At 41.7% G+C, this 17,639-nt stretch carries 15 protein-coding genes and 5 tRNA genes; 10 read left to right on the forward strand and 10 right to left on the reverse strand.

Going from position 1 to position 17,639, the window contains the following annotated elements; all coding sequences use genetic code 11:
- The first annotated feature begins 17 nt into the window (after positions 1–17).
- The 3 genes from UFO1_RS23595 (at position 18) to UFO1_RS23605 (ending at position 1,472) form a co-directional block, all read left to right on the forward strand.
- Positions 18–107 (forward strand) — tRNA-Ser (locus UFO1_RS23595).
- Positions 108–119: 12 nt separating this feature from the next.
- Positions 120–210: transfer RNA gene (locus UFO1_RS23600), tRNA-Ser, on the forward strand.
- Between the two features lie 101 nt (positions 211–311).
- On the forward strand, positions 312–1,472 hold the full coding sequence (locus UFO1_RS23605; RefSeq protein ID WP_038674673.1) for a DNA polymerase IV: 1,161 nt from the start codon (positions 312–314) through the stop codon (positions 1,470–1,472).
- A 120-nt stretch (positions 1,473–1,592) separates the two neighbouring features.
- Here the strand turns inward: UFO1_RS23605 and UFO1_RS23610 are convergent, their stop codons facing one another.
- Positions 1,593–1,889 (reverse strand): hypothetical protein, encoded by a 297-nt coding sequence (locus UFO1_RS23610; protein ID WP_038674674.1) that lies wholly within the window; start codon positions 1,887–1,889, stop codon positions 1,593–1,595.
- A 194-nt stretch (positions 1,890–2,083) separates the two neighbouring features.
- Between UFO1_RS23610 and UFO1_RS23615 the strand changes: the two genes are divergently transcribed.
- Positions 2,084–3,211 (forward strand): M20/M25/M40 family metallo-hydrolase, encoded by a 1,128-nt coding sequence (locus tag UFO1_RS23615; RefSeq protein WP_038674676.1) that lies wholly within the window; start codon positions 2,084–2,086, stop codon positions 3,209–3,211.
- Positions 3,212–3,359: 148 nt separating this feature from the next.
- Here UFO1_RS23615 and UFO1_RS23620 read toward each other — a convergent pair whose 3' ends face one another.
- Positions 3,360–4,427, reverse strand: a complete 1,068-nt coding sequence (locus tag UFO1_RS23620) for a tetraprenyl-beta-curcumene synthase family protein (RefSeq protein WP_038674678.1) — start codon at positions 4,425–4,427, stop codon at positions 3,360–3,362.
- Between the two features lie 277 nt (positions 4,428–4,704).
- Complete coding sequence (gene ppx, locus UFO1_RS23625; RefSeq protein WP_038674679.1) at positions 4,705–6,222, reverse strand: exopolyphosphatase; 1,518 nt, start codon at positions 6,220–6,222, stop codon at positions 4,705–4,707.
- A gap of 259 nt (positions 6,223–6,481) precedes the next feature.
- Here ppx and UFO1_RS23630 point away from each other — a divergent pair, with 259 nt between their 5' ends.
- The 6 genes from UFO1_RS23630 to UFO1_RS24680 all read left to right on the forward strand — a co-directional run bounded on the left by UFO1_RS23630 (position 6,482) and on the right by UFO1_RS24680 (position 10,086).
- Positions 6,482–8,536 (forward strand): RNA degradosome polyphosphate kinase, encoded by a 2,055-nt coding sequence (locus tag UFO1_RS23630; RefSeq protein WP_038674681.1) that lies wholly within the window; start codon positions 6,482–6,484, stop codon positions 8,534–8,536.
- A 369-nt stretch (positions 8,537–8,905) separates the two neighbouring features.
- Positions 8,906–8,982, forward strand: a tRNA-Arg gene (locus tag UFO1_RS23635).
- A gap of 17 nt (positions 8,983–8,999) precedes the next feature.
- Positions 9,000–9,076 (forward strand) — tRNA-Arg (locus UFO1_RS23640).
- Between the two features lie 20 nt (positions 9,077–9,096).
- The gene (gene tadA, locus UFO1_RS23645) at positions 9,097–9,576 is read left to right on the forward strand and encodes a tRNA adenosine(34) deaminase TadA (RefSeq protein WP_038674682.1); all 480 of its coding nucleotides are present in this window, start codon (positions 9,097–9,099) and stop codon (positions 9,574–9,576) included.
- Positions 9,577–9,605: 29 nt separating this feature from the next.
- Positions 9,606–9,696, forward strand: a tRNA-Ser gene (locus UFO1_RS23650).
- Between the two features lie 231 nt (positions 9,697–9,927).
- Positions 9,928–10,086, forward strand: a complete 159-nt coding sequence (locus UFO1_RS24680; RefSeq protein ID WP_071842052.1) for a DUF1540 domain-containing protein — start codon at positions 9,928–9,930, stop codon at positions 10,084–10,086.
- A gap of 48 nt (positions 10,087–10,134) precedes the next feature.
- Here UFO1_RS24680 and UFO1_RS23655 read toward each other — a convergent pair whose 3' ends face one another.
- The 7 genes from UFO1_RS23655 to UFO1_RS23685 all read right to left on the reverse strand — a co-directional run bounded on the left by UFO1_RS23655 (position 10,135) and on the right by UFO1_RS23685 (position 17,636).
- Complete coding sequence (locus UFO1_RS23655; RefSeq protein WP_038674684.1) at positions 10,135–11,259, reverse strand: amidohydrolase; 1,125 nt, start codon at positions 11,257–11,259, stop codon at positions 10,135–10,137.
- A 25-nt stretch (positions 11,260–11,284) separates the two neighbouring features.
- On the reverse strand, positions 11,285–12,229 hold the full coding sequence (locus tag UFO1_RS23660; RefSeq protein ID WP_084159903.1) for an LD-carboxypeptidase: 945 nt from the start codon (positions 12,227–12,229) through the stop codon (positions 11,285–11,287).
- 80 nt (positions 12,230–12,309) lie between these two features.
- On the reverse strand, positions 12,310–13,905 hold the full coding sequence (locus UFO1_RS23665) for a peptide ABC transporter substrate-binding protein (protein WP_038674687.1): 1,596 nt from the start codon (positions 13,903–13,905) through the stop codon (positions 12,310–12,312).
- Positions 13,906–13,928: 23 nt separating this feature from the next.
- Entirely contained in the window at positions 13,929–14,723 is a 795-nt protein-coding gene (locus UFO1_RS23670; RefSeq protein WP_236639293.1) for a serine hydrolase, read from the reverse strand.
- A 9-nt stretch (positions 14,724–14,732) separates the two neighbouring features.
- Positions 14,733–15,710 (reverse strand): ABC transporter ATP-binding protein, encoded by a 978-nt coding sequence (locus UFO1_RS23675; protein WP_038674691.1) that lies wholly within the window; start codon positions 15,708–15,710, stop codon positions 14,733–14,735.
- Between the two features lie 7 nt (positions 15,711–15,717).
- Complete coding sequence (locus tag UFO1_RS23680; RefSeq protein ID WP_038674693.1) at positions 15,718–16,716, reverse strand: ABC transporter ATP-binding protein; 999 nt, start codon at positions 16,714–16,716, stop codon at positions 15,718–15,720.
- A gap of 8 nt (positions 16,717–16,724) precedes the next feature.
- A complete protein-coding gene (locus UFO1_RS23685) occupies positions 16,725–17,636 on the reverse strand; it encodes an ABC transporter permease (protein WP_038674694.1) in 912 nt (303 codons plus the stop codon).
- Positions 17,637–17,639: the final 3 nt, after the last annotated feature.

Raw genomic sequence — 17,639 nt, forward strand, 5'->3', positions numbered from 1 at the left:
AATGTGTTACCGAGCCCGGAGGGGTGTCCGAGCGGTTCAAGGAACTGGTCTTGAAAACCAGCGATCTCGTAAGGGGTCCGTGGGTTCGAATCCCACCCCCTCCGCCATTCAAATAACATGGAGCGATACTCAAGCGGCTCAAGAGGACGGTTTGCTAAATCGTTAGAGGTCGTAAGGCCTGCCAGGGTTCGAATCCCTGTCGCTCCGCCATTTTAAAATAGTTAACGCCTTTATCTTGGGAACAAGATGAAGGCGTTTGTTGTATAGTCAGAAAGAGTATTATCACAAGTGAATTAAAAGTTGGTGAAATAATGGAGCGCTGGATTATACACATTGACATGGATGCTTTTTTTGCAGCAGTGGAACAACGAGATAATGAGGAATTAAAAGGGAAACCTGTGATTGTTGGAGGTATGGGAAATCGAGGGGTAGTGGCTACTGCTTCTTATGAAGCCCGCCGTTTTGGTGTACACTCCGCTATGTCCATGGTGGAAGCGAGACGTCGCTGCCGGGAAGGAGTCTTTTTACCTTGTGACCACGAAAAGTATAGCCGAGTCTCTGTTCACCTAAACCGAATTTTTTCTGAATTTTCCCCCCTCGTTGAGCCCTTGTCATTAGATGAAGCATTCTTAGATGTTTCAGGAATGGATCAACTTTATGATAGTCCAAAAGCAATCGCCCAATGTATTAAAGAACGTATTAAGAGTGAACTAGGGCTTACAGCTTCCGCTGGGGTAGCCCCTAATAAGTTTTTAGCTAAATTGGCTTCCGATTTGCAAAAGCCAGATGGGCTTGTAGTGGTTGCTCCAGGAGAAGAAAAAGCTATGCTTCATGATTTACCCATTACTCGGATGTGGGGGGTAGGAGAGGCTACAGCGCAGATTTTGAAAAATTTGGGGATTTACACCATTGGTCAATTGGGGAAAACGGACGTAGTTCAGTTGGCAAAACATTGTGGACAAATGGCTTATACCATACATAACTTAGCCAATGGACAAGATGATAGACCCGTCATTCCTGAACTTGAGCCTAAGACGATTGGTAATGAACTAACTTTTCCTGTTGACCTTAGGCAAATAGGACAAATTGAAACCGAACTCTTGGCATTAGCTGAGAAGGTTGGCTGGCGGCTTAGGCAACATGGATACAAGGGCAGGACCATTACTGTTAAATTGCGTTTTGCATCTTTTAAAACCATTACTCGTAGTAAAACCCTATCGGAACCTACTCATTTTGATGAAACGCTCTATGAGACGGCAATCCATATTTGTCGTCAAATACCTTTGCAAGAAGGGGTTCGGTTACTAGGTATTACTGTATCGAACTTGCAAGCAGGAGATAGCCAACTTTCCCTATTTGATGAACAAGATCATAAACGAACGGCTGTGTATGAAGCGCTTGATAAACTGAAAAATAAATTTGGTGAAGGTATCGTAACAAAGGGAAGATTGATAAGTTTTACCAAGAAGTGAGAAAGATGATGAACCGCAGAGGCGCAGAGAACGCTGAGGGGGGGATTTTATAACTCTATCTATCTTTTCTCTGCGGTCCTCTGCGCCTCTGTGGTTCAAAAAGGACGTGTAGCGTTTTTCTTATAGTCTTCGCCCTAATATTAGCAGCACTTGTTCCGGCTGTAGGCCTGAAATATTTAGCATAAGGGTGGTCGGTAAGGGGTCTATTTCCCCTTCGTTTTCTAGGATAATATCTGTTGGTTCGGCTACACTATGATAAGCAGTTAAGGCATCTGGATGATAGGTGGTATAGAGATAAGCATCAACAAGCTCTCGATTGCGGTGAGCTTCATACATATCGATAACAGTGTAGCCTTGCTCATGCAATAGATCAATTAGTGTTGGATCAGTAGATTGTAGAGCAATAATTTTAGGCATAGTGTATAATCTTCCTTTTCTCGATGAGTACTTTACTCTAGTATGTCTGCTAAAATTAAAAAATATCGAGAAAAAACTATATTTTTACATTCCCTAGGCAGGAATATTATTTTGCTGTAAGAATGTTATAAAAGTAAGATAGTGTTTTTCTACGGAGTACAAAATTATTGGTTATATTGTAGGGAGGTCGTAGAATGATTAATAAACAAAGAGTGTTAGAAGAATTTTTTGAACTAGTAAGAATCAAATGTTCCACTAGGGATGAACGTGAAGTCGCCGATTTACTTAAGGCACGTCTCAAGGATTTAGGACTTGAAGTTACCGAAGACAATGTAGGCGAAAAAATTGGCGGTAATTGTGGTAATGTACTTGCTTATAGCAAAGGGACCTTGCAGGATGCGCCCACTTTAATGTTAAGCGCTCATATGGACTGTGTGGAACCTTGTGGTGGCATAGAACCTCAACTTAAGGACGGAGTGATCACTTCTGTTGGCGATACGATTCTTGGTGCAGATGATAAAGCCGGGATCGTAGCTATCTTAGAAGCCTTGCGTGTTATTAAGGAAGAAAATATTTCTCATGGCCCGATTCAAGTTGTGTTTACGGTGGCTGAAGAGGGGGGCTTAAATGGAGCAAAGAATATTGATCCAAGCTTGTTGAAAGCTGATTTTGGTTATGCCCTTGACTCTAGTGGTGCACCTGGTGAAGTAATTACTATGGCACCTGGGCAAAATAGTATTATGGCAGTAGTTCATGGCAAAAAGGCCCATGCAGGTGTTGCTCCAGAAGAAGGCATTAATGCCATTGTGGTAGCTGGTAAGGCATTAGCCCAAATGCAGGTTGGACGTATTGATTTTGAAACTACTTCCAATATAGGTATAATTAGTGGCGGTATTGCGACTAATATTGTACCCGATGTGGTAGAGTTAAAGTGCGAAGCCCGCAGCCGTAACATGGAAAAATTGGAAAAGCAAACCCTTCATATGAAGGAAACCTTTGAAAAAGTGGCAGTGGATAACGGTGCACGTGCTGAGGTAAAGGTAAATAAAGCTTATGGTCCTTATGTATTATCAGAAGATGCCCCAGTAGTAAAACTTGCGGTGAATGCAACCGAAAGTATTGGCTTAACTCCAGAAATTAAAGCGACAGGTGGCGGCAGTGATGCTAATTTCTTTAATAATTATGGAGTACCTACAGCTGTATTGGGAGTAGGGATGAATAAAGTACATACAACAGATGAATACATTAAGGAAATTGATTTATATAATAGTGCTGAATTGGTGACGGCTCTAATAAAAACTGCCGGAACCATGAAAAAATAATAAAAAATGCTGAGTGCTCGAATTGCGCTCAGCATTTTTTACGGAATCAGAAAGTATAGCACTTCCTTGATTCCAAGTAAGAACGACTAAGGCTTCTGCCTGCGTCTGAAGACTTGGCCTAAGCCAAGTCTTTTCTTATTATTTCTTATTAGAGTTTCTTTTTAAAGCGTAACAATTTGCACAAATAATAAAGAAAACGAGTATATCCACCAGCAGTTTTTAAGAGAGACTTTCGTATTGATTGATCTTTTAATGTGGCGACCTTCGGATCGGAAAGATACATAGCGAGCAGCCCTTGTACGACTGTTTTGTGAAAAGATGGATTTGGCAAGGTGCTAGCCTGTAAAAAGGCTTGTTCGGTGAAAAGGGTTAAGCGAGAAAGTATCTGGGATGCGTTTCTGTAGTAGGATACAAAATTAAGATCACCGTTTGCCTGATCTTCCTCCATATCGATGAAGTAATCCAGTAGTATATGTAAGCCGCTAATCCAAGGAAAATAAGCGGAATCGATTACTTTGACAGTATGAGGGTGGAGATTCTTGTCGCTAGCGGCAGCACAGAGCATGAACATTCCTAGTGTAGAACCTGTAGCGGCGGCAAATTCCCAAGGCGTAATCTGAGGATAGTCTCCAATATGATGGGTTATCCAATTTGTCATTTTTACTTCTCGTATACTAGGGTCAAGGTGTTTATACGTCTGTAGTTCACTATAAAGGCAGGCTAATTTTTGAATTTCCGACTTTACAAGTTCATAGGACGGTAGGGCCCGTATTTGTTGCTGGCATGTGATAACTAACTGTTTGAGATACCCCCCATCCTCCTTGAAAGGATAATAAGCATAATAATCTTGGGGTAGTGCATCAGGGGTAAGAGCATCTGTCATAGCTAAATGCAGCTGTTTGAAGGCTTGTTCATCCATGATATCGGCTCGGTCGCAAAGATTATCTAGGTAATCACTAATTGTTTGCAGGGATACTATCAGGGGGATGAATGTAGCTATATCTACAGTAGGATATAAACTATAAATGCTTCCTCCTTGACAGTGAAATTTTTTGTCCCTAATACTAGCCAATGCTTGTGTCCGAAGTTCTGAGGAAGCGTGGGAGGAGGCATAATTGGACCAATGTGTTAGTTCCTTCGTAATTAAGGGGAATACCTTGCTCACAAAGGTGAAAATCAAAGTTAGGTTGCCGAATGGATTTAAAAAGGTATTCATGGGAGCCTCCAGTGAGGATTTTATAACTCATTTTATAATAGTTTGGATTTGAAAGTAAATATGATGATATAAGTTAAATTAGGTTTCTTCTTCTCATATATTTGGAGTATCCCTAGCTACCTTCATGGTTATGCATTTATGCAACGAATTGGAATAAAAACAAGCGAAGTTTGGTTTGGGAGTGATATTTCAGTAGAACTAAAGGTGAATACAACTAAAAGGCAAAAGGCACAGCAGAGTGATCATCTGCTGTGCCTTTTACTATCTATGTTATTTTTTACTCAGTAATACTCAAATCAAAGCGAGTTTCTCTTTTTAACCATTTGCTATGTTTCTTTAGCGCTTGTAGTTCTAAAGGAATGGCTTCCTTAGTGGTTAATTTTAGTTGTGCTTGTTTATCTGAAAATACAGTGGTAACTTTTTCAACAAGGCCCATTTGGGTAGTATCTAAGGCTTCGGCGAAAGCAAGTAATAAAGCTAATTTTCGGGCTGTTTGCCAATTGCCTGCATCTAAAAACTCATTATAGATTCTGTTGTAAGAGTATTTTACCGAGGGGCTATGATGCCAGCCGGCAATGACAGCCGCCATAATTTGCTCCCGATGAGAAAGGCCAAATAGACGAGCATTTTCGATTAGATAGGCACTGTGCCTAGCGTGGTCATAGTAATTAACGCGAATACCAGTATCATGTAGCAAGGCAGCCACCTCTAAAAGGGGTTTATCATTGGGGTGTAGATCTAATGCTTCTTGCCAATCATTAAACAATTGGTTGGCTAACTTGGCCACATGACAGGCATGGTTAGCGTTTACTTTGTAAAATAATAACATGTTGTGGGTGCTATGGACGAGGGGACTGGGGATAAGTTCAGTGTGCCCGGTTTGGGAAAGGTAATATTCAAAGAATAGTCCTTCTCGTACGCCGCAACTACTGATGATGAGTTGGGTGCTTGTGTTTTTATCGAATAATTGTTTAACAATAGCCAGTCCGGCAATAATAATATCGGCGCGATCATTGCTGAGGCCAGCTACTTTGCGGCGCTGAGCACAGGTCATTTTTGTAACATCATCCCATAAGGAATGAAATGAGATAGAACTAGTACGGTAGTTATGTAATTTCAATAAAGGATAATTGTTACGCTTCTGTTCCATTTTACCAATGCTACGAGCTGTTCCACCAATGCCAACGAGGGGAAGCTTAAGGTTCTTGAGCCAAGGGATTTTATCAATCTCTTGACTAATAAACTCATTGAGACTTGCTAGTTGCTCTTCGCTGGCTTTATTTTCGATATTGAATCGTTCTGTCAACGTGACGGCGCCAAAGGGTAAACTGATTACTTTTTCAGCCTTGCGATTTTTAACTAATGTTAATTCTGTACTACCGCCGCCTAGATCAAATAAGATAGCATCTGTAACGTCTAGCGTATTAATAGCTCCTAGATAACCAAGTTTGGCTTCTACTTCACCACTAATAATTTCTATGGTAACTCCTGTTTCTTTTTGAACCTCTTCAATAAATTCGCCACCGTTAACTGCATTACGGAGTGCTGCTGTGCCTACAGCTAGAATTTTATCAGTTTTATGTATTTGACACATATGGGTGAAGCTTTTTAGTAAGTTCATAGCGCGAACCATGGCTTCAGGTTGTAATCTACGGTCTTTATCTGCAGCTTGGCTTAAACGGACGGCATCTTTTTGGTGGTAAATTAGATTATAAGCACCGTTTTCGTAGATTTCTACGATGATTAGGCGGGCAGAGTTTGATCCTAAATCAATAATAGCAATTCGTTGATTCATGAATTCATTTCTCCTTTATCGACTACAAATATTTATCTTCTTAAGTATTAGCATTATTTATTAAAAATCCTCTGCAAAATTAGCAAAATATTAAACGCGCAATATTAAGAAGATTACAATATTTAAATTGTTAAGATATTGTTAATTCCTGCAAAAGTCATCCTATGTTGTCCAAAAGTGCAGGAAATAAAAGGATTTATGTCGAAAGTGAAATTTTACATGAAATAATTGAAAATTTTAATATAGGCAGGGTGGAGCCATGTTTGATAAAGAGCAGAATTTCTTAAATAGAGAATTAAGCTGGCTGAAGTTTAATGAACGGGTAATGCAAGAAGCCAATGACTCTGGAAAGCCTTTGCTAGAAAGATTAAAATTTGTGGCGATTGCTAGTTCTAATTTAGATGAGTTTTTTATGATTCGAGTTGCTGGATTAAAACAGCAAGTTGAGAGTGGTATTCTTAAGAAAGATGCAGCAGGGTTTAACGCACAAGAGCAGCTTCTATTGATTGGGCAGTCTGTGCGGGAAATGGTACGATTACAGTATTTGTATCTAAAGAAAATTCTTGGTGGCATGCAAAACCACGATATTTATGTAAATGATGTACAAAGCTTATCTGGGAATGGGAAACAATGGGTAGAAAGTTATTTTTATAATACGATTTATCCGATTCTTACGCCTTTAGCTGTGAATGCGAGTCACCCTTTTCCATTGCTGGCGAATCGGAGTCTGAATTTAGCGGTTCTGCTAAGTAAAGGGAAAGAGGAAATGCAAACGGCCATTCTTCCGGTACCAAGTGCTTTACCTCGAATGATTGAAGTACCAGATCAAGGGGTAGGCAAACTATTTGTATTCTTAGAGGACATTATTAAGACCCATTGCTCCCAACTCTTTTGTGGGTATAACATTAAAGAGATTGTACCCTTCCGTATTACGCGAAATGCAGATTTATTAATTGATGGGGAAGGTGCTGAGGATCTCTTAGCAGAAGTAGAAAAATCTTTACGCCAGCGAAAACGCGGCGAAGCGGTGCGCCTAGAAACCAGTAAAATCAATAAACCTTTTTTAAAAGATTTTTTACTAGAAATGTTTAATATTGATGAGCAAGATTTATATGAAATTTCTGGACCGATTGATGTTTCTTGTTTTACAACCTTGGCAGATTTAACTGGTTACGATTATTTACGTTATGAACAAATTACACCGCAAATCCCTATAGAATTGAAAGATGCTCAATCTTTGTTTGACGTAATATGGAGTAAAGATATTTTATTACATCATCCCTACGAATCTTTTGTGCCCGTCGTCAATTTCATTCGGCAGGCAGCGATTGATCCTAAGGTTTTAGCGATCAAGCAAACTTTATATCGAGTAAGTGGTAATTCATCCATTGTTAAGGCCCTTGCTCAAGCTGCAGAAAATGGCAAACAGGTCACCGTTGTGGTGGAAGTTCGGGCCCGCTTTGATGAAGAAAACAATATTCAATGGGCTAGGCGCCTAGAAGAGGCGGGATGTCATGTTATTTATGGTTTATTAGGTTTTAAAGTCCATGGGAAAATGGCTTTGATTATTAGGCAAGAAGGTTCGCAGATTAAAAGGTATGTGCATATGGGGACAGGTAATTATAATGACATTACTGCCCGAATGTACTCTGATATGAGTCTATTTACCGCCAATGAGAAAATTGGCGCAGACGCGTCTGATTTTTTTAATATGTTACTAGGTTATTCTGAGCCACCCTCGTGGAAGAAATTAGTGGTCGCTCCCATCGGTTTAAGGGATAAATTGAAGGAAATGATTGATCGAGAAATTGCATTTGCCGAGTCTGGAAAAAGCGGACATATCATTGCCAAAATGAATTCTTTACTAGATAAAGAAATTATTCTTAAATTATATGAGGCTTCCAGTAAGGGCGTTAAAATTGAACTTATTATTCGTGGTATTTGCGCTTTAATCCCAGGTCTCCCCAAGGTGAGTGAGAATATTACTGTGCGAAGCATCGTGGGACGCTTCCTAGAACATCATCGTATTTTGTATTTCGCAAATGGTGGCAAAGAAAAGATATATCTATCTAGCGCCGACTGGATGCATCGCAATTTAAGTGAACGGGTAGAGTTATTATTCCCTGTGGACAAGCATGAAATTATGGAGCGTATTAAAGCTACCTTGCATATTATGCTAAAAGATAATCGTAAAGCCTACATTATGAAAAGTGATGGAACGTACCGTCGAGCATACCGTCGAGGTAAAGTAGTAAATTGTCAGCAATATTTATATCAAGAGGCACAAGAAAAAGCTGGATCGATAGATTTCTAAAAAAATAAATTTCAAAATTTAATGCAGTAGCAACTTGCCAGAGAAATCAAGTCGCTACTGCATTTTGCACAGTAATTATAGAGTTATCCACAAAATTATCAACAAAAGGTGTGTAAATGTGGATAACTATGTGGAAATATAATGACGAACCTTGAAAAATTAAGGATATTTATGGCCTTGGTGGGTAAAAAGTTGTGGATAAAGTAATGTGGATAAAGTTATCCACATTACTTTATCCACTGATTTAGTGAAAGAGAAGTAGAATATGATCCTTAAAACAATATTCATAATAAATAAATGTTGACTTTATATTGCTATCTGTGGTAAGATATTTTTTGTCGACGGGACAAGGGTTCCATCGAGGGACGTGACTCCGTAGCCCAGCTGGATAGAGCGTTTGACTACGAATCAAAAGGCCGCAGGTTCGAATCCTGCCGGGGTCACCATTTTTACTACTGTATTTGCGCCCGTAGCTCAGGCGGATAGAGCAACGGTTTCCTAAACCGTGTGCCGGTGGTTCGAGTCCCCCCGGGCGCACCAATTTTTTGTGTGGTGACCGGATGTTGGATGATAACTATTTTATGGGATTAGCTTTGTCGGAAGCACAAAAGGCTTATGACATTGGTGAAGTTCCAATTGGATCTGTACTTGTTCTGGATGGTCAGGTAGTGGCCACTGGGCATAATATGCGAGAAATTTGGCATGATGCAACGGCCCATGCAGAAATGATAGCGATTCGTGAAGCTTGTGAAAAGCTAGGGCGATGGCGTTTGACTGGACTTACATTATACGCTACGATAGAACCTTGTCCTATGTGTGCTGGTGCCTTAGTCATGAGCCGCGTTGACCGCTTGGTATATGGCAGTGTGGATGTAAAAGCAGGGGCAATTGATTCGATATTTAATATAGCTCAGAATGAAGCACTAAACCACCGAATGGTAGTTACATCAGGTGTAAGAGCAGATGAATGTGCTGAAATTATGAAAAAGTTTTTTAGAGAACGCAGAAGAAAGAGTAACACTAGTAAGATAGATACCTGAGACATGAGTATTCAAGTAGATCAGGTCACGGAGAGGTGGCTGAGCTGGTCGAAGGCGCTCGACTCGAAATCGAGTAGGCGGGAAACTGTCTCGTGGGTTCGAATCCCACCCTCTCCGCCATGAAGTCAATAATACCAGAAGTTGTAGCTGCTTGCAGTGAAGACTTCTGGTTTTTTTATTTGTGTAGAAGATGCAAGACTTGACCTCCCTTGATCAAATAGAGCCATTCCTATATATGAGCCTGTTTATCTAGCACGTTTCGTATTTTTATAATGATAATCTCCACGTATAATTATCATTAATAGGCATAGAATAATCATGTTTCTATTCATATACAAGGAGGAAATAAGTATGAACCATAATTCAAGCATAGGTTGCGTAGTAGCAGAATGTGAGTTTCACTGTAAAGATGATGATTACTGTACTTTAGACAAGATTCAGGTAGTAAGACATGGTCATAAGGCAGTTAGTGTTGAATGCACAGACTGTGGGAGTTTTAAGAAAGGCTAATTTAAGAAATCCCGACCTGTTTAACAGGTCGGGATTATTTATTAACTCTTACTCTTCCAAAAGATCAATGGCGGTCATTACCATTGCCTTAGCGCCGACTAACAACCTTTCTTGGGCATAGTCAGATCCTGTCGCTATTGCAAATTCTGGAGTATGAGCGGACAAGTTGTTTCCGATGTTAATATCGGGATGGATAGTAGGGGCCTGGTGGCTAACATTTCCCACATCGGTAGAACCGCCTGCGTCCATTGGGTCAAGGATAGTTACTGTTTCGCCAAGCAGTGTCATGTTATCTTGGAATAAATCCATAAGTTGCGGAGCATTAATCAATTCTTTATATAAAGGTTCATAATGCACAGTTTCTACTGTTGTTCCAGTGGCTAGGGCCACACCTGTTGCCAATTGGTTTACTGCTGGAATTACTGTTTCTTCTAGGTAATGAGAAGATAGAGCCCTTATGGTAAACTTTGCTTCGGCCTCTTCAGGTACGATGTTAGGCGCCGCCCCGCCTTTTGTAATGATACCAGCTAAAATTGTTTCCTGGGTAAAAGTTTGGCGCAATGGCTTTATTCCTTGATAAAACATAATAAGGGCATCCAGTGCATTTACACCCTTGTTGGTTTTGCTTGCAACATGGGCTGGGCGACCGCGAAAGGTGATCCGTAGCGGATGGGTTGCATAGGAGGTACCGCCTATGTTATTACGGTCCGCAGGGTGAATAATAAGAGCAGCCTTTAAGCCGTCGAAAACTCCATCGGAGGCCATCCTTACTTTTGCTCCACTGGTTTCTTCTGCTGGGCAACCGATTAAATAGGAAACGGCTTGATCACCTGCGACGGCTGCAAATGCGGCAGCCGCTCCCCAACTCATGGCGGCAATTAAGTTGTGTCCACAGGCATGACCTAGTTCTGGCAGGGCATCATATTCTGCTAGAAAAGCAATTTTGGGACCACCGCTTCCTTTTGTAGCAATAAAAGCCGTTTCATAGCCGCTAATGTTCTGTTCTACCTTAAATCCTTGGTGCTCTGCGGCTGTACGAAGCAGCTTAGCGGCTTGGTGCTCCTGTTCGCCTAGCTCAGGGTGATTGTGCAAAAACAGACTGATTTCTCTAAGTTCTGGAGCCATGGCATCAATTAGGGCTATCGCTTGCTCTTTCAAGGTTTTTTTATCCACGTTTTGTCTCCTTTTTTCCTAAAGTTTAGTCTGTGGTGGCCGTTTCAATTACTTCAAGTCCGTTAACACCTAGCATTGCCATAGCTCCCAATGGGAGAGTGGCCTTATCCGCAGTATGGCCGAAATATAGATGATAAAGGACAGGTTTTCCTAAGTCTCCTAAACGATCCTGCAGTACCTCTTGTAGAGTGAAATTAGGTGGATCATCCTCGGTTTCGCAATCTGCGCAGACTGCAAAAACGATGCCTGCTGCATCTTGCAGTTTTCCAGCTAGTCTTAGGTGAGTTAACATACGATCAATGCGGTAGGGTTCTTCACCGATTTCTTCCAGGCAAAGAATTTTTCCACGGGTATCAATTTCGTATGGAGTTCCAAGAGTGGCAACTACAAGGCTTAGGTTTCCCCCAGTTAAGTATCCTTGTGCTGTTCCTGACACGAGAAATTGGGGTGGAGGAGAAAGGGGTGGATTTGTAATGGAGCCAATAGGCCATGGACTAGTGAGTGCTCGGTAAAAAGAATCCCTAGTGTAATCCGGCAAGTTTTTACCCATATCGGAAGCGATCATAGGGCCGTGAAAAGTGACAAGACCTGTTCGTTGACCAATCGTGGTATGTAAGGCGGTAATGTCACTGTAGCCAACAAAAATCTTAGGATGAGACCGAATGAGAGGATAATCTAAAAGCTCTAATAGCCTCATAGTTCCGTAGCCTCCACGAAGGCAAATAATAGCATTAATACTAGGGGAGGCAAACATGGTGTTAATATCTGCTGCACGATCGGCATCCGATCCCGACAAATAGCCCCAGATCTGCTCAACGGTTTTACCTAATTCGATACGAAAGCCTTGCTCTTCTAGCCATTTCATGCCTGCCTTATTCATTTCCACATCACCAGGGCTTGCGGGAGCCACGATACCGATCGTGTCTCCTGGATAGAGCCGTTTTGGTTTTACTTGAGGAATTGTATCCATAGAATCACCTCTAGAAGTAAGATATTCAGCCTGGGATTGAAAGTCTACTGTTTTACCAGCTAAACTCTTTAGTGAGCCAATTACTTTTCAATAAAAGCTGTCTTAAAATCAGCGAGGCCGAGAACTGACCAGAAATAGCCTTTTACGTAAGGTTTAGTGACAAAGGGCTGGGTTGTATAGTAAATGGGAAGGATGACTCCATCATCAAAAAGAATTTTCTCCCCATCATGCATAGCTTGCATACGAACCTTTTGATCCATAGTCGACTGTGCTTGTTCTATCACACGATTATAGACGGGATTGTTATATTTAGCATCATTAGTAGGATCTTTAAATACATCCATAAAGGTCATGGGATCCGCATAATCTCCTACCCAGGAGGCACGAGCAATTTGGAATTCACCTTGATGTCGCGATTCTAAGAAAACTTTAGATTCTTGATTTGTTAAGGTAACGGAAATACCTAGGTTTTGTTTCCACATTTCTTGAATGGCTTCGGCAATTGATTTATGCATTTCACCTGTATTGAATAAAAGCGTGATTGGTGGTAGTCCTTTGCCCTCAGGATATCCAGCTTCTGCTAGCATTTTTTTTGCTAAGGCTACATCTTCTACCTCATAATTGCCTCCTTCCTCGCGGAAGTCTTTATTGGTGGCAGGATTGATCAGCCCAGGCGCAACCCAAGAATAGGCTGGTTTTTTACTTCCTTTAATAACGTTTTTAACAAGTGATTCACGGCTAATTGCTAAAGCAAGGGCTTTGCGAACCTTAGGATTATCCAAAGGGGCCTTTTGCGTATTAAATACATAGTAGTAGGTGCCGAGATAAGGTGATATTTTGAGGAGACCAGCTTGATTTAAGCGGTCATGTTCTACCACGGGTGGCTCTACCATCATATCTGCTTGGTTATTTTCAACGAGTGCCAGCCGAGTTGATTGGGAATCGCTGATTGGCCATTCCATCTTTGACAATTTTACGGCTGCTACATCCCAATATTGATCGTTTTTAGCAAATTGAAGCTGCCCACTATGAACCCAATTGGTAATTTTGAAGGGGCCATTTCCGATTAATGTTGTAACATCGTTAGCCCAATTGTCAGGATTAGCCGCCACCGTCTTTTGATTAACGGGGTAGAAAGCATGAAATGCTGTTAAATTCAAGAAATAGGCAGTGGGCTTTTCTAACGTTACTTCCAAGGTGTGATCATTGAGAACTTTTATTCCAAGGGCGTCGGCCCCTAGTTTTTTTTCGTTATAGGCCTGGGCATTTTTAATAGGAAATAACATGTAAGCATTTTCGAAAGCTAATTCTGGATTTAAAGCGCGTTTCCAAGCAAATTCAAAATCTGCGGCGGTGACAGGGTCACCATTAGACCATTTGGCATTAGAGCGCAAGTAAAAAGTATATGTAAGCCCATCACTAGAAACATCCCATTTTTCTGCTGCACCTAGTGTAGGCTGGTCTTTGGCATCAAGACGGGTCAACCCTTCAAAGAGTTGTAGCTCTACCAAGGATTCTGGAATGGCTGTGGATTTAGCTGGATCTAAAGTGGCTGGTTCCGCTTCTAAGGCGTAGCGAAGCACCTGTTCATTATTGCTCGTTTTACTACACCCCACTCCGAGGAGAAGGATCATTACCATCATTAGCATTAATCCAATGAGTTTTTTATACGACATTGTTATTCCTCCTAATAATTTACTTACCTATCTTCTGGAAGGTGAAAGTAGTCATAGATTTCTTTGCCAAGAGAAGCTACCAACTGAAGTCCTTGGAAATTAACGGTAAGGTCAGCCGTCAAAATACAAATAATATAGGGGCCACCGGGCAGGAATAAGATCCCTCCATCATGTTCTACCCCAGATAAGGTTCCCGTTTTATGAGCGATTACCGTTTCTTCTGGTAAATAAAAAGGTAACTTATCTTGGACTTGCTGCCTAGTTAGGATATCTAGCATTAATTCACTATATTCAGTAGGTAGTTTTGAATTGCCATAAATAATAGAGAACAAATGGGCTAAATCAGCTGCTGAGGTATCATTTTCTTTTCCTGCTAAGGCAGCCTCGAAATCCATCATGCGCCGTCTAAGTACAGTTTGCCCTAATCCAAGGTCCTTCATAGTTTTATTAACTGAGTCCATCCCAACGAGGTCAATCAGCATATTGGTAGCCGTATTGTCACTAAGGATAATCATTAAGGTAAGAAGTTCGCGAACCGTCATACTAATATTTGGGCGCAACTCCTTAAGAATACCGGCACCACCTGTACGGAAATGATCCGTTACGACAAGAGATTCATCTAGGGATATGAGGCCTGATGCAGTTTGGCGCACCACTTCATAGAGAATAGGGACCTTAATCATACTTGCAGAAGGGAATATCATTTCTGGATTTATTTCAACGCTTTCTCCAGTAGTGTGGCTCTGAATAACGATACCCCAGCGCCCCGTATATCTTGCTAAAACATGTTCTATTTTCTTACGTAATTCTTCCATCATTCTCTTCCTTTACAATTTATGTAGTAAATGACATGCTGCCATATGACCAGCGCCTATATCAACAAAAGCTGGTTCTAGCTCCGAGCATAGGGACATAGCGTGGGGGCAACGAGTGGAAAATCGGCAGCCAGAGGGCGGATTAATGGGACTTGGTATATCACCTACTAGGTGAATTCGCTTTCTCTTCCCTTCTACCAAGGGATCTGGAATCGGGATAGAGGAAAGTAACGCTTGGGTATAGGGATGCTGCGGGTTGCTATAGAGTTCTATGCTATCCGCTAATTCAACAATTTTGCCTAAGTACATGACAGCGACACGATTGCTAATATGCTTCACCATGGCTAAATCGTGAGCAATGAATAAATAGGTTAAGCCTAATTCTTTTTGCAGACGTTCCAAAAGATTCACGACTTGAGCCTGGATAGATACATCTAAAGCAGAGATTGGCTCATCGCAAATAATAAAGCTTGGCTCTACGGCCAAAGCTCGAGCAATACCGATTCTCTGCTGCTGGCCACCGCTAAATTCATGAGGAAAACGACTCATGTGTTCAGAATGCATTCCTACCAGTTGCAAGAGATCAATAATACGCTCCTTACGTTCTTTGGGTGAAACAAGCTTATGAATGTCCAGGGGTTCCCCGATTATATCACCTGCAGTCATACGAGGATTTAAGGACGCATAAGGATCTTGGAAGATCATCTGCATGTCACGTCGTAACTTTTTTTTATCTGTGGAGCTATCGATGTTCTTTCCATTGAATAAGATTTCACCAGCAGTGGGCTTATATAATTGAATAATCGTTCGTCCCGTGGTAGATTTGCCACAACCGCTTTCTCCTACGAGTCCGAGGGTTTCTCCTCTATCAATAGAAAAACTTACGTCATCAACTGCTTTCAAATAGGAAGTGGGGCGACCAAAGAAATTATTTTGTGTAACAAAATATTTTTTTAGATTGCGTACTTCTAGAATCGCTGTTTCTTTCATGAACCAATTACCTCCCCTTTGCCCCTGGTGCGTCAGGATGTTGTAACCAACATCTCACACTGTGGTTTTGGCTAATATGTGTAGTTTCAGGAGCATGCTCTAGGCAAATATGCATCGTATGGGGGCAACGAGGGTGGAAGAGACAGCCTCGCGGTGGTTGTAAAAGATCAGGTGGCTGCCCGTCAACGGTAGATAGAACTTGTTTATCCATATCCATGCGCGGCACCGATTGTAAAAGCCCTTGGGTATAGGGGTGCTGGGGGTTATGAAAGATGTCCATGGCTGTTCCCGCCTCAGCAATTTTACCTGCATACATTACAAGAATTCGGCTGCAGAGTCCAGCAATGGCCCCAAGATCGTGGGAAATCAAGATAATGGCAGTATTAAATCTTTCTTGTAGATCTTTCATAAGATCAAGAATTTGCGCTTGGATCGTTACATCGAGGGCAGTAGTCGGTTCGTCAGCGATCAAGAGTTTAGGGTTACAAGAGAGTGCCATAGCGATCATGGCACGCTGCCTCATGCCACCACTAAATTGGTGGGGATAATCTTTTATACGCTGTTCTGGTGAAGGGATGCCTACCAAACGTAGTAATTCTACGGCTCGAGTGTAAGCGTCTTTCTTGTTCATTCCCTGATGTAGTTGAAGAGCTTCCACGATTTGCATCCCTACAGTAAGCACTGGGTTAAGGGCCGTCATAGCATCTTGAAAAATCATGCTAATTTCATTGCCACGAATTTTTGCCATAGCGGTTTCTGACATCTTTAGTAAATCAGAGTTCTCAAATAGTATTTTCCCATTGCCATAACGACCAGGTGGCGTTGGGATCAGCTGCATAATCGAATGGGCCGTTACACTTTTGCCGCAGCCTGACTCGCCGACAATCCCGAGGGCCTCTCCAGGAAAGACTTGAAAACTAATATGGTCAACGGCTTTCACCTCGCCGGCATAGGTATCAAAGGATACGGATAGTTCTTGGACATCTAATAAAGGATTATTTTTCATTTTACCTCCTAACGCCGAACGCGGGGATCTAATGCATCTCGCAAACCATCCCCTAAGAAATTGAAGGCCAACATAGTAATACTGATGGCCATAGCGGGAAAGAACAATTGGAAGGGGTAGGATCTTAGACTGGTAATTCCCTCAGAAGCTAGTACTCCCCAGCTTGCCATGGGCGCTGCCACGCCAAGACCAATAAAGCTTAAAAACGCTTCGGTAAAAATTGCTTCGGGAATCGCCAGAGTCATAGTGATAATAATAGGGCCCATACTATTGGGAAGCAGATGATGAACAAGAATGCGCCAGTTGCTCGCCCCAATGGTACGAGCGGCAATCACATATTCTTGTTCTTTTAAGCTTAAAATTTGCCCACGAACAATTCGTGCCATGTTTAGCCAATAAGCAATACCTAAGGCGATAAAAATATTCGTCAGTCCTGGCTGTAAGACGACCATCAGCAAGATTACATAGAGCAAAACAGGTATACCATATAAAATATCAACAATATTCATCATAACTCGGTCAACACGGCCACCGAAAAAACCCGCGATCCCACCGTAAAAAACTCCGATAGTAAGGTTGAGAAAACTGGCGACCACTCCGATAGACAATGAGATTCGTGCACCATACAAGACACGGATAAATAAGTCTCGCCCAAGGCTGTCAGTACCGAACCAGTGCTCGGCACTAGGAGGTTTATTGGTCTGCATAAGATTCTGATCGGAGTAACTCCCTGAAGATAATAAGGGTCCAATAAGGGCAAGTAGGAAAATCAATAGAATTGTACATAGGCCTATCATCGCCAACTTATTTTTTTTCAGGCGCCGCCAAGCAGCTTGGCTAAAAGTGGTACTAGGGCGGGCGGGAGTAGCAAGGGTACCTTTTTGTAAGATGGGCTCAAAGGATTGATTATTTAGCTGCATTCA

Origin of the sequence: Pelosinus sp. UFO1, from assembly GCF_000725345.1 — a bacterium.
Taxonomy (GTDB): Bacteria; Bacillota; Negativicutes; order DSM-13327; family DSM-13327; genus Pelosinus.